The organism is Parabacteroides sp. Y3-G-102 (assembly GCF_023656845.1).
Lineage (GTDB): Bacteria > Bacteroidota > Bacteroidia > Bacteroidales > Tannerellaceae > Parabacteroides > Parabacteroides distasonis.
On record NZ_JAMOKU010000003.1, the window covers coordinates 1 to 13330 of the forward strand.

Below are 13330 nucleotides of genomic sequence, written 5' to 3' on the forward strand. Positions count from 1 at the left end.
GGCTGTTCGCCCATTAAAGTGGCACGCGAGCTGGGTTCAGAACGTCGTGAGACAGTTCGGTCTCTATCTATCGTGGGCGCAGGAGATTTGAGGGGCTCTGACACTAGTACGAGAGGACCGTGTCGGACGTACCACTGGTTTACCGGTTGTCCCGCCAGGGGCACCGCCGGGTATCTAAGTACGGATCGGATAAGTGCTGAAAGCATCTAAGTACGAAGCCGGCCTCAAGATTAGATCTCCCTCAAGGGTGGTTATAGACGATGACCTTGATAGGCCACAGGTGTAAGGGCGGCGACGTCCGAGCCGAGTGGTACTAATAGCCCGGGACTTTCCTCACGTGAAGGTTGATATATTTTAAGACGATAAGGCGAAGCTGGTCTCTTCGGATTGATGTCCGGTCAAAATCTTGATAATGAAATTAAGGTGGCTATAGCACGAGGGATCCACCTCTTCCCATTCCGAACAGAGAAGTTAAGCCTCGTCACGCCGATGGTACTGCGTAACAGTGGAAGAGTAGGTAGCCGCCGTCTTAGGTGAAAGGAGTCAGTCGAAAGATTGGCTCCTTTTTTTGGTATATACACCAGCCGTTTAATTTTCAATGATGTCTGCCTCTTATTGCTAGCTTCCATTTACAACAGTCATTTAGATGTAACATGACATGTCTGGTAGGAGGCATTAATAAAATACCAGCTATATCTTTTTTAGCCCAGAAATCAAGCAACCAAATCGAATCTTCATGATTTGTGATACCACCTTCTTCTAATATCCGGCTTATCCTTTGAGTTGGGATTTTGCGACGTATATCATCGGGAGATAAGGTTCGGATGATTTCTCTGCTTTTTCGTCCTACTTCATTCCTGTATTCTAAGAGTTCTTGAATACGTAGACTTTTGCTTAGCTGAATAATCTGGTTATCAGATAAGGCATTTCCTGTGTCTCTGATAGGGGAATTCATTCGGGTTTGCCAGTCTTCATTGAAGATCTGCTTTTCCCCGTTAACTAATATATTCATGGTCAGATCCTCAATTCTGCTGATGTGCCATAATACCCAAGCGATGGTTTCATCTTTCGCTGTAGGTATAATGGCATATTCATCCTCTCTTAAATCTCCGACTAGCTCATCGACCTCGTTTCTCTCATTACCAGACACCACAGAGAGGTGTAATTTTCCATGAATCTCAAGAAAGAGCTCCTTGGTTTGCTCTATTAATTCCGGTTTACGGATAATGCGGTTTAGTTCTTTATGTGATTCGCTTAATCCGGCTCCAAAGTATTTCATTTTGGGGATTATTGGTAGCGTACGGCTGTCCCGGCGGCGGTAACCATCAGCATGCTTCCGCTTCCTCCTACGGTCTCATAATCTAGATCTACGGCGATTACAGCGTTTGCGCCCATTCGTGCCGCATGATCGCTCATTTCTTTCAAGGCCGTTTCTTTCGCTTCGCGTAAGACACTCTCGTAAGAACCTGCACGTCCTCCGACAATATCCCGGATGCCTGCGAAGAAATCTTTGAATACATTCGCTCCGATGATCGTTTCACCGGATACGATTCCGAAGTACTGGGTAATTTCTTTTCCTTCGATCGTGTTAGTTGTTGTGAGTAACATAGCTTTTCAATTTAATCGTTTGAGGGCAAATATAAGATAAAGGGCGAACCAGTGTACTGATTCGCCCTTTGTTTTTATGTTTCTTTATATGAATTTATTTTACCGGTTGATCGGTCATGATAAACTCAAGCTTACCTCCATTTATGATATCGGAGTGGCTGATGAAAGGAGTCTCTAGGACTTTACCGTTTAGCTTGACTTCTTTAACGTATTTATTGGCGGGATTATTGTTGGTCGCCACGATCTCGAAAATACCGCCTTTTACGTGCATAGAAGCCTTATTTACCATCGGACGGCCCAATGTGTAAACCGGAATACCCGGACTTACCTGATAGAAACCTAGGGCGCTCATGACATACCAAGCAGACATCTGTCCGCAATCCTCATTACCGATGATACCATCCGGTTCATTCGTGTAGAAATTCTGCATGATATAATCTAAATACCCTTGCCCTTTCCATGGAGAATCTGTCCAGTTATAAAGATAGGCCATATGGTGGCTCGGCTCGTTTCCATGAGCGTATTGGCCGATCAATCCGGTAATATCTCCGGAGGCTTCCGCCCCGTCAATCTGGGAAGAGGTGGTGAACAGGGTGTCTAAACGTGTTTCCAGCTCTTTCTTGCCACCGATAGCGGCGATGAAGTTATCCATATCATGTGGTGCGAAGAAACTCCATTGGAAGGCATTCCCTTCGGTATAGTCGCTTTTCATATGCGAAGAATAGCGAGGGTTGAATGGAGTACGGAAAGAACCGTCGCCCATTACCGGACGCATCATTTTCGTCTCGGGATCTAAATAGCGTTTGTAGTATTCGGCTTTCTTGGCATACTCATTCGCCAACTCTATATTACCTGCCTTCTTGGCGATTTGGGAGATACACCAATCCTCGTATGCCATCTCCAATCCCCACGATACGGATTCGGGAACAGAGTCGGCGGGGACGAAACCATATTTCTCCTTATAGTAAGGGTGCATCGTGATCAGATCCAACTCACGGGTTCCTTTGAACTTCTCGGCAAGATCCTCACGGTAAACGGAAGAACGTGCGCCGGCTTCCGCCCACGTGCTCATATCACCTTCCGCTAAATCTTTCGCTACAAGGTCGGCGAGGACCGAGACGGCCGGATATCCTACCATACAACCTGTATAACTAGAGGCTAAAGGCCATTTGGGTAATATTCCACCTTCTTTATAACCTTGCACGAGTACCTTACCCCAATCAGTCGCTAAGTCCGGATTAATGATTGTCATTAACGGATGAAGCGCACGGAACGTATCCCACAAGGAGAATACGGAATAATTTACGTAACCCGGTTCGGCGGTATGCACTTTCTTGTCCATACCCAAATAACGCCCGTCCACGTCTTGATAAGCGAAGGGGGCGATCATGGTATGGTAGAGCGCCGTATAGAAATTGACCATGACTTTCGGATCTGCCTCGATCTGGATCAAGTTTAACGCCTCGTTCCAAATATGCGTTGATTCCTCACGGGTCTTATCGAAATCCCATCCGGGCAATTCTGCCTCGAGATTCTTCTCGGCGCCTTCCGGATCGACTACGGATAAGGCTACTTTTACATAAAGCGGTTGTGCCTTTTCAGCGAATTTGTAATGGAACTTCAAATCTTCTGCCGTATTTAGGCGTAAGAACAAGGAGTCTTTACGTAATTTCCCCCCGATGTATTGGTATACCGTCTCGATCGGTTCCGAGAAAGTAATCCGATAGGACATAGAATGGAAATGCGCCCAACCTTGTGTCTTCACGGTTCCTTCCACCGTGGAGTCGTTTACAAGTAAATATTGGTTACCGATCAGCTTATGTCCCCAGTTCGGTTGAAGGATATGCCCTAAGTCAAGCAGGACACGACGTTCTTTGGGATTGTCGTATGTATATTTGTGGAAACCTACACGATCCGTAGAAGTCAATTCCACGTTGATGCCAAAGTTATCCAAGCGTACGGCATAATACCCCGGTGTCGCTTTCTCAGTGTCTTTCTTGAAGGTAGCTACTGGTTTGATGGAATCTCCACCGGAGAAAGGTAATAAAGCTACGTCACCCAGATCGCCGATACCCGTACCAGAAAGATGCGTGTGGCTGAACCCGTAGATATGGTCATCATCATAATGGTAACCACTACTTGCGTCCCATCCCAAGATATGGGTATCCGGGCTTAGTTGTACCATCGCGTACGGACGGGTAGCTCCGGGGAATGTGTGTCCATGGAACCCGGTTCCGATGAATGGGTCTACATACCTCACCTCATCTTGTAGTCGCGGCGACTCCGGCGCTTGCTTGCATCCTACCAGCAGGCAGGCAAGAGCGGCCTGAAAAAATAAGATCGTTCTTTTCACTGTTATTATTGATTTAGTTTGTAATAAGCGAATTATCAATCATCTGTCACAAAGATAATGGCTTTGGGGGAATATTGGAAATTTCCTTTTAAAATCTGCAACCTTTTTCGGGCTTGGCTCGTCTTATAGATAAAAAAGTATGGGAACAAACGAATTTACGACAAAGATATTGCCGCTGAAGAATAACCTTTTCCGGGTTGTTTTCCGGATTACCGGAGACGTGGAGAAGTCTGAGCAGATCGTTCAGGAAGCCCTGCTTAAGGTTTGGGAAGACCGGGATAGCTGGATTGTCATTGAGAACTTACCTTCCTATTGCATGATGGTAGCGCGTAATCTGGCATTGAGGGAAACGTATTCCGGAAATAAGGAAAGGATGGAGCGGTATGCGGTAAGGTAATCTGTTTATGGATCGTGTATGGACTATCAACGAATAAATAAGTTGCTGGATAAATATTGGGAATGCGCCACATCCGTGGAGGAAGAGCGGGAATTACGCCAGTTTTTCTCCTCAGCGGTGGTACCTCCCGACTTATTACCTTATAAGGCTTGGTTCGTATCTCATGAGGCCGAGGCATTACCCCCTTTGGGGAAAGAATTTGATGCTCGTATATTAGAACATATCTCGGAAGATCGAAAATTAATCACTACATTTGGAACGTTATTTAAATCTATTACTCATTTAATACATAAGATTATGGGAACGAATATGAAGAAAGCCTTTACCACCCTTTTATGCCTTTTGTTTTGTATCACGATCTCGGCACAGGATAAAGCCGCAGATCTCAGTAAGCTCGTAGGCGATTGGTCCTTCTCTGCCCCCGACGCTCCGTATGGATATCAAGATGGAAGTTTTCAGATAAAGCAAGAGAACGGCAAGTTGACCGCTAAAGTGAATATACAAGGTAGTACCTTGGAGATAAATGATATCAAGGCGAAAGGAGATACCTATACCAGCTCTTTTTATGTGGATGGAACGCCTGTAGACTTAACTATGACCCAGAAAGGAAATGAGTTAGAGGGAATGGCCGACGCCGGAGGTATGCAGATTCCCGTGAAATTCAAGAAAACGAAGAAGTAGCCGCTTTGTGGTACTGTGAGTTTCTGTTAACTTCGCGGCAAAAACTACAAAGGGATGTTTACAGTAATCGGAATCATGTTCTGCGGCATTGCCGTCGGGTATTTCTTTCGTAAAGTAGAATGGCTGCAAAAGATCGGTAAGCCTATTTCTTATACAATTCTTCTTCTTTTGTTCCTGCTGGGAATTTCGGTAGGGGCTAATGAGTCTATCGTGAATAATCTTACGACATTGGGTGGGCAAGCCTTGTTGATCGCTTCGGCCGGTACGTTGGGGAGCGTCTTGGCGGCGTGGGGAGTTTATCATTTCTTTTTTAAGGAAAGGAGCCGGGGATGAAAGGGAGTTTGATCGTCGTGGGCTTCTTTGCCTTGGGGTGCTTGCTGGGATGGAGCGGTTATCTGCCCGGGGTCATTATCGAGAATGATATAACGGTTTATGTACTTTACCTCTTGATGTTTCAAGTAGGGATTAGCATAGGAAGCGATAAGAAACTGAAAGATATTTTATCGAGTATACGGCCGAAACTCTTATTGGTGCCTCTGGCTACTATTATCGGGACGTTGAGCTTCTCCGCCCTGATCAGCCTTGCTCTTACCAAATGGAGCGTGTTCGATTGTTTGGCGGTCGGAAGCGGTTTCGCCTATTATTCATTATCCTCCATCTTGATAACAGAGCTAAAAGAACCGACGCTGGGGGCGCAATTGGCGGCGGAGTTAGGGACGATCGCCTTGATCGCTAATATTATCCGTGAGATATTCGCCTTGCTGGGCGCTCCGTTGTTCGTTAGATATTTCGGAAGGCTATCTCCGATCTGCGCGGGAGGAGCTACTACGATGGATACGACATTGCCGATTATCACCCGTTATTGTGGAAAGGATTTGGTCTTTGTCTCTATCTTTCACGGAATCTTGGTGGACTTCACAGTTCCGTTTTTCGTTTCTTTCTTCTGTTCGATGTGAGTGAAAGAGGCTTCCGAGATCTCGGAAACCACCTTGCAAGGTTGAAAAGTCATTTCCGAGGTCTCGGAAAGCATTTTGCAAGGTTGAAAAGTCGTTTCCGAGGCCTCGGAAGGCATTTTACAAGGTTGAAAAGTCGTTTCTGAGGCCTCGGAAGGCATTTTACAAGGTTGAAAAGTCGTTTCTGAGGCCTCGGAAAGCATTTTACAAGGTTGAAAAGTCATTTCCGAGGCCTAGAAAAGCTATTTTACAGTTTGCAGCATCACTTCTACCGCTCTTTTTAATTGCGTGTCCTCGCCGGAGAGCTGCGCCTCGGGAGTATTGTACACCTCGACATCCGGTTGCAATTGTTGGTTTTCCAGATAATTGCCTTGCATATCTTTCACGCCTACTTGCGGGATACCGAATACCAAGGTCGGATCGATTTGCGTTTCCCACCATACGGCTGTCATGGTTCCCGGAACCGGGGCGCCGATCAGCTTGCCGATACCTAAGGTCTTATAAACCCAAGGGAAACCATGAGCGTTCGAATAATTATCCTCGCACATCAAGACACAGGACGGTTTGGTCCACTTATTGTAAGGATCGCTACCGATGTATTGTCCGCGAGGCTCGAAGCGCTGATACTCCTTGCCGCTCAATAAGGTAGCCAGATCATCATGCAACCAGCCACCTCCGTTATGGCGGGTATCCACGATCACAGCTTTCTTATTCCGGCAACGGCCTAATAAGGCGGAATAGACCTCGCGGAAACTCTCGCTGTTCATACCTCTTACATGTACATACCCGATTTGCCCGTTCGATAATTTATCTACGGTTTCTTGGCAATTCTCGATCCATCTTTTATAAAGGAGGTTCGATTGCTCTCCGTTACTGATCGCTTTTACCTGTTCCTCGAAACGCTGTTTGCTGGTAGGATCATAGACAGAAAGCATTACTTTCTTACCGACTTTACCGCTTAGCAGTGGATAATAATCGGCGTCTTTCTTTATCGGTGTTCCGTCTATTTTCTCGATGATACAGCCTTTCTTTATCTGGCTGTCGGCCAATGTCAGCGGCCCTTTGGCGATGATTTCCTCGATCTTCAATCCGTCGCCCGTGTATGCGTTATCGAAGAAAGCGCCTAAGCTGGCGGTTTCCGGCCCGGTTAGTCCCGGATTGTAACGAGCGCCCGTATGGGAGCCGTTCAACTCGCCCAATAGCTCGGAAAGCATCTCTTGGAAATCAAAATTGTTGTTGATATGCGGAAGGAAACGGGCGTAAGCGGTCTCATACCCTTTCCAATCCATGCCCCGGAGTGTCGGATCATAGAACTTATCCAAGACTTGACGCCAAGCGTGATGGAAGATATAAGCACGCTCCTCTGCCGGGCGATAAGCGAACTCGGCCTTGAAAGCGATCGGTTTTTCCTTGCTATCCTTCAACTCTATCTTTTTCAGTTTACCGCCGGCGGTAAGATAAAGGTTCTCTACTTTCTTATCGGCGAATAGAGTGCCTCGACCGACATTCTTGAGCAGTAATTTAGTGGACTTTTCCTTCAAGTCGTGTTCCCATAAATCAAAGCCTTTCTCGAAAGCGGCGCAATAATATAGTTTATCTCCTTTCGGGGCGAGTACGGCGTCTCCCAATGAGGATGAATTAGCGGTCAGGCGAATAATCCGGTCCTTGCGGTTCTCCAAATCAAACTTCAAGGGGGCTACAGGCTTATCCTTATCCTCTTTTTTCTTATCGGAATCTTTATCGGATGTCTTATCCTCGTCCTTATCTTTGTTTTCATCCGCTTCTACCAAGGCCAGTTCTTCTTTACTGAGGCGGAATTTATCGTAAGCCTCACCGTCGAAGAACATGATGTACACATCCCGCTCGGCACCCCAGCTACCGTGGCTGCGGAAACCGGCACGGTCGGAGGACCAGATCATGGCCTTACCGTCTAATACCCATTTTGCGTCGCCATCCGAATAACCGCTTTCCGTCAGGTTCGTTACCTCGCCGCTACCGTCCGCTTTCACGAGGGCGATATCCGTATTGTTCCATCCTCCGATGGAGATGTAATCAACCAAGAACCACTTGCTGTCTGGCGACCATTGGAAATGCTGGTCTCCATCGCTATACGAATAGAGGTATTTCCCGTCCAATACGGTGCGGACCTGCTTGGTCTTTCGGTTGATAACACGTAAGGTGGTTCGGTTCTCAAGGAAAGCCACCTCGTTACCATCCGGAGAGTATAAGGGTTGGAACGAGGTTTGTCCGGATACGACAAGAGGCTCCTCTTTCAATTCCGGGGCGTACGTGAATTGCTTATCTTCGTCACGTGTAAGTTTACTTTCGTAGATCCCCCATGTTCCTTCCCGTTCGGCGGAATATACCAATGAACGTCCGTCGGGACTGAAATCTATATTGCGCTCTTGTTGCGGCGTGTTCGTGATTTGACGAGTCGTCTCGTATTCAATAGAAGTTACGTAAACATCGCCACGAGTGATAAACGCTACCTCTTTTCCATTCGGGGAGACGGCGATATCCGTAGTTCCATCGGTCAGAAGACGATGGATCACGTCGTTCTCGATCTTATCCGCGACGATCTGGATATTCACCTTGGCAGGTTTCTGACCTTCCTTAACGGTATAGATCTCGCCGTCGTAACTATAGCATAGAGTCCCGGAATTATCGGAGGTAAGGAAACGCACGGGGTGGGTGGTATGCGTCGTGATTTGTTTCTCGTTGTTGCCTGCCAAATCCTTCTTGAAGATGTTAAAGCTTCCTTTCTCCTCGCTTAGGTAATAGAAAGACGCCCCATCCGCGGCCCATACAGGATTACGATCCTCACCGCCAAAAGTGGTTACTTTCTGGAAAGAGCGATCTTTTCCAAGCGTACATAACCAGATATCACGGGTGATAGAAGATTGATGATGCTTGCGCCAAGGGTCCTCGTAACCTTTGTAGTCATTGTATAATAATTTACTGCCATCTTTGCTGAGGGCTATATTTTCCATGTATAACGAAGAATATAAATCCGGCCTTCCTCCGTCCGTGCTTATCTCATAGACTTGCATAAAGCGGGTGCCGGGGAATTGGATATCCTTGGCATCTTGCAATACGTTGGCCAGATACAAGATGTGTCCGTTATCCTTAAAAGTCGTGGGATATTCGTTTGTGGAGTGGGTGGTGAGCCGCTTGGGTTCCCCTCCCTCCTTGTTCATGAGAAATACATCGAAGTTGCCGCTACGGTTGGAGGCGAAGGCTATTCTCTGTCCGTCGGGCGACCAGACCGGACGGGTATCATGCGCCGGATGTGTTGTCAACTGCCGGGCTTTTCCTCCGGAAGAAGGGACCGTGTAGATATCCCCTTGGTAAGAAAATGCGATCGTCTGCCCGTCCGGGGAGATCGCGCAGTAACGCATCCATAACGGACTGTCGTCTGCTTGCGCCGCCGCCGATAAAAATAACGCCAGCGCAGGAATCATCAAGTTTTTCATGTGTACTCTATTTTAGATTTACAAATGTAATCGATTTTCGATATTTATTAGGAGAAATAATTGCGTAGATTAAATTTTTAAATATTTTTGCATATGAACTTTAAAACCGCCAAGATGATGACTAAATATAGGGTGTGTATTACTTTTATGTCCATTTTATTATTGCTATTTCATTTTGTGTTTCTGTTTTCTTGTGGAAAGCTACCGGAAAAAACATTTGCTTTTTCTGATAACCTGCGGATTGACTCTTTGGAACATATGGCTATGGATTCGATTTACCGGAATCCTCGATATGCTCATTCCGCATTGGATGAAGCTTTAAGTCTAACTAAAGATAGCGATAAATATTATAAATTACTTGCGGCTAAAAGCCAGATTTATTTTGCAAATAGTGTATATGATTCCGGGTTTGTTTTACATCGGTCAATTATAGATTATTGCGACCGTGTACCGATGTCTCCCAAGATACATGGACTCTTAGGGACGCTGAAAAATACGGTTGGCAATTATTATTCATTTTTGGATAAAACGGATTCGGCCCTCCTTTGCTATTCCGAGGCGTATCAAGAGATCCGGCAGAGTGAGATGGAGCATAAAATCCCGGATATTTATATCAATATAGCGGATATATATACCCGGAAAGGAGCTTACGATCAGCGAGTCCGCTACTTTCGCCAAGCTCTTTTCGTGAGTGATTCATTGGGTATTATGGATCGGATGTCCTTTCCTATTTATTTTGGTTTGGGCGAGACGTATATGGAATTGAGGGACTTTGACTTATCCGATCACTTTTACCGTTTGGCGGAGAAAGAACTGGATTCTCGTAACTTGAGCGAGAAATTCACCTTTTGCAATAGCCGGGGAAATTACTATTATTACAAGGAAGAGTATGCGAAGGCGCTTCCTTGGTTCTTGAAAGCCCGTGAGGTGGTACGTACTACTCATATGGATTTCTATACTAACGTATGCGAGATCAATTTAGGGGAGATCTATCTATGTCTGGATCAGTTGGATTCCGCTCGTTTTTATCTGGAAAAAGGGTTTAGGTACTTCCATACCTATAATAATAAGACGGCCTTGTACCATTTGACGACCTTGAAGGCTTCGCTAGCCTTAAAAGAGGGGAACTCCGGGCTGGCTTATCAATTGTTGAGGAGTTACACGGATACGGTAGGCATAGATCCCAAGATGGTAGCGATCCGTAATAAGAACTTGCAGAATTACTTCGCTACCACGGGCGATTTTAGGCGTGCCTATGAGTACCAAACGAAGAATAGCGTCATTGAGAACAATATTCGTAGCGAACGGACCCAGATGCGTGTCACCGAGATCGATATGCGTTATAGCCAAGATACGACTTTACTCAAGCGGGAGGCTATTATTAAACAACAGGCCGGCCGGATGGAATACTTGGAAATGAGCCGTTGGGTTTGGATCTTGCTTTTTGCGATCTTGTCGATCGTCAGCGGCATGGCTTATTACTTTATGAAACGTAAACGGCATGCCCAATGGTTAAGCCATATCGATCAGGTGACGAAGTTAAAGATGGAGAGTATTCGCAACCGTGTATCCCCTCATTTTATATTCAATATATTGAACCGGGAGATTAGCTCGGAGGAAGAAGGAAGTTCCCGCCGTACGCAACTTTCCGGATTGGTGGAGTTGTTACGTAGTAGTTTGGAGATCACGGAAAAGCTTAGTATCACGTTGGAGGAAGAATTACGCTTTGTCCGGACTTACTTGAATTTGCAGGCGCAAGGATTAGGGCCGGACTTCCGTCTGGAATGGAATCTCGATCCCTCCCTTGACACGGACGCAATCTATCTCCCGGCCATGCTGATCCAGATACCCGTAGAGAATGCCGTGAAACATGGCTTGTGTGCGATCGAGGGCGAGAAGCGATTATCTGTTTTCGTGGAGCGCGACGGGAAAGGCATCCATATCCGTATAGAGGATAATGGACCCGGGTATCGTCTGTTTACGAATGCGGGACATAACGGTACGGGGATGGGAACGAAAGTCCTTTACCGTACGATCCTATTGTTGAATAGGAGAAATAAAGAGAAGATCACATATTCGGTCCAAAGCAAGGAGAAGGGGATGGGGAGCGGAACAATCGTCAGTTTCTTTATTCCGTTGGATTTTAATTACGCTTTCTAGGTATCGTGAATGTACGAAAGTAATCCGGGCCGTTTCCTCCGGATAGTGGATGGAAGCGGCCCGGATCGAATTGAATCGGTTGATTCGGGTTATAGTCGCTCAATGTCTTCAACAGAAAGTCCGGAGCATTGGGCGATAAGTTCGGAGTCAAGTCCTTGCTCCTTCATCTTTTGGGCTATCTGGAGTTTTTCCTCTTGACGGCCTTTCTCGATCCCTTTCTCGATCCCTTTCTGCATCCCTTTTTGCATTCCTTCCTGCATTCCTTTTTCAATCCCTTCCGTTTGTGCGTAATCGATGGTCGCATACCAATCCCGATAATTCTTTAGGTTTTCCTCGTAGATCGCACGTTCTTTTTCGCTGAGTGAGTTGACGTTCGCCACGTCCAGTAAGCGAAGGAAGGTCTCCTGTTCCTCCTTGAAGGGAGATTGTTCAAATAGGTTCATATTCTTCAATGTATAAATCCAACGTTCGAAGGAGCTCTTGCACTCCTCCTTGCTTAAACTGAATAACGGGAACGATATGTAGATCTGCTTCATCTTGATCTCATTGAACACCTTTCCCGTCCTCTCGTTAGCGAGGACAACATCTGTACGGAAGTCTGTGAACTCCGGCAACTTGAAATTCAAGAAATAAACTCCGTAGATGGGTAGCAACCGATATTGCCATTGCTTGCCGATTTGTCCTTGCCGGGCCACCATGCGACAAAGATAATAAAAACCTCTGTTAAAGAAATAGTACTGGGGACAATTCTGCATCTCTAGGATGAACTTGGCCCCGGACACGTCCTCGCAGAGCAGGTCGAATATGATGGTACGGTTCTCGACAATCTCTGGCTTGATCTCCTTGTCGAGGTAGGTGATGTCCTTGATCTGCCGTTCGCCGGCTAGGGCGGCGTTAAGGAACTTGATGGTAACTTGCTTGTCTTGGAAGACAGCCTTAAATCCAGCATCAGTCATGATGTCTACGTATTGTGCCATAGTTAAATGGTTTTAGGTGATTACTGCTCCAAAGGTAAGGTTTATTTTCGTATCGCGCATCCTGTTTATTGTATATTTCTTAAAAAGCAGATTCATGGTAGTCAGCTTTACTATTTATAGAAAGTACGATTAGTATTAATAGTAGTGCAAAATACTATGGATAGTAATCGGCTCCCATTTTGATCAATTTAAGATACCTTGTTTTTATATTTAGAAGTAAGATTTGCAACTGACCTGAAGTTCTTCCTATTTCGCATGGCATAACTGATATGCCTATCCCCATTGAGATTCTACTACTTCGTAAGCTTATGGCTTGACAAGCCTTGGATTATACGTTTGTGTATTCGCTATGATTGCATGTGAATGTTTGTGTTTTGTATTTATTATGCGGTTATGGATGGATACCATATATTAATGTACATGCGTACATTATATAATAGATAGAAACGGCTAGTCTAAACGATCGATTCTTTTAGTCATTTGCAAAGGTACGCGTTTCTTCGATACTTGCAACCCTTCCGGGCTATTTTTTTTCCACTTATCCTCTTTCTTATCAATAGGATAGGTTATCATTTACCAAACAAGCGATTCCTTCAACGAACCTCCCGCTCAAGCGCCTAAAAAACGCAAGATCTAAACGATCGTTTAGACTAGTCGTTTTCGAGTAAAACAAGGGTACTAAACGACGGGATGGACTTTAATTAACACTATTATTAATATTAAATTTT

General features: G+C 45.6%; 10 protein-coding genes and 2 rRNA genes. 7 read left to right on the forward strand and 5 right to left on the reverse strand.

Features of this window, described 5'->3' with window-relative positions; translation table 11 throughout:
• Both NBH16_RS02015 and rrf read left to right on the forward strand, forming a co-directional pair.
• Nucleotides 1-337, forward strand: a 23S ribosomal RNA gene (locus tag NBH16_RS02015); the annotation flags it as partial.
• Nucleotides 338-419: 82 nt separating this feature from the next.
• A 5S ribosomal RNA gene (gene rrf, locus NBH16_RS02020) occupies nucleotides 420-530 on the forward strand.
• 65 nt (nucleotides 531-595) lie between these two features.
• Here the strand turns inward: rrf and NBH16_RS02025 are convergent.
• The 3 genes from NBH16_RS02025 to NBH16_RS02035 form a co-directional block, all read right to left on the reverse strand.
• A complete protein-coding gene (locus NBH16_RS02025) occupies nucleotides 596-1279 on the reverse strand; it encodes a DinB family protein (protein WP_008780603.1) in 684 nt (227 codons plus the stop codon).
• Nucleotides 1280-1287: 8 nt separating this feature from the next.
• Nucleotides 1288-1608 (reverse strand): YbjQ family protein, encoded by a 321-nt coding sequence (locus NBH16_RS02030; RefSeq protein ID WP_005860908.1) that lies wholly within the window; start codon nucleotides 1606-1608, stop codon nucleotides 1288-1290.
• 94 nt (nucleotides 1609-1702) lie between these two features.
• Complete coding sequence (locus NBH16_RS02035) at nucleotides 1703-3961, reverse strand: GH92 family glycosyl hydrolase (RefSeq protein WP_250788026.1); 2259 nt, start codon at nucleotides 3959-3961, stop codon at nucleotides 1703-1705.
• Nucleotides 3962-4100: 139 nt separating this feature from the next.
• On the opposite strand from NBH16_RS02035, the gene NBH16_RS02040 reads away from it, so the two are divergent.
• From NBH16_RS02040 to NBH16_RS02055, 4 genes are read left to right on the forward strand one after another with little or no spacing between them, the layout of a single operon-like run.
• Complete coding sequence (locus NBH16_RS02040) at nucleotides 4101-4358, forward strand: RNA polymerase sigma factor (protein WP_044546140.1); 258 nt, start codon at nucleotides 4101-4103, stop codon at nucleotides 4356-4358.
• Nucleotides 4359-4376: 18 nt separating this feature from the next.
• Entirely contained in the window at nucleotides 4377-5039 is a 663-nt protein-coding gene (locus tag NBH16_RS02045) for a PG0215 family putative anti-sigma factor (protein ID WP_005866513.1), read from the forward strand.
• Nucleotides 5040-5093: 54 nt separating this feature from the next.
• Nucleotides 5094-5372 carry a LysO family transporter gene (locus tag NBH16_RS02050; RefSeq protein WP_008773990.1) on the forward strand — a complete coding sequence of 93 codons (279 nt, stop codon included), beginning with the start codon at nucleotides 5094-5096 and terminating at the stop codon, nucleotides 5370-5372.
• Entirely contained in the window at nucleotides 5369-5995 is a 627-nt protein-coding gene (locus NBH16_RS02055) for a LysO family transporter (protein ID WP_005866516.1), read from the forward strand. Before NBH16_RS02050 ends, NBH16_RS02055 begins: the two co-directional genes overlap by 4 nt.
• 239 nt (nucleotides 5996-6234) lie before the next feature.
• Here NBH16_RS02055 and NBH16_RS02060 read toward each other — a convergent pair whose 3' ends face one another.
• Nucleotides 6235-9465 carry a S41 family peptidase gene (locus tag NBH16_RS02060; RefSeq protein ID WP_057326063.1) on the reverse strand — a complete coding sequence of 1077 codons (3231 nt, stop codon included), beginning with the start codon at nucleotides 9463-9465 and terminating at the stop codon, nucleotides 6235-6237.
• A 93-nt stretch (nucleotides 9466-9558) separates the two neighbouring features.
• On the opposite strand from NBH16_RS02060, the gene NBH16_RS02065 reads away from it, so the two are divergent.
• Nucleotides 9559-11625: a histidine kinase gene (locus NBH16_RS02065; protein ID WP_250788028.1), complete on the forward strand. Its 2067-nt coding sequence runs from the start codon at nucleotides 9559-9561 to the stop codon at nucleotides 11623-11625.
• Between the two features lie 89 nt (nucleotides 11626-11714).
• Here the strand turns inward: NBH16_RS02065 and NBH16_RS02070 are convergent, their stop codons facing one another.
• On the reverse strand, nucleotides 11715-12602 hold the full coding sequence (locus tag NBH16_RS02070) for an Rpn family recombination-promoting nuclease/putative transposase (protein WP_121960974.1): 888 nt from the start codon (nucleotides 12600-12602) through the stop codon (nucleotides 11715-11717).
• Nucleotides 12603-13330: the final 728 nt, after the last annotated feature.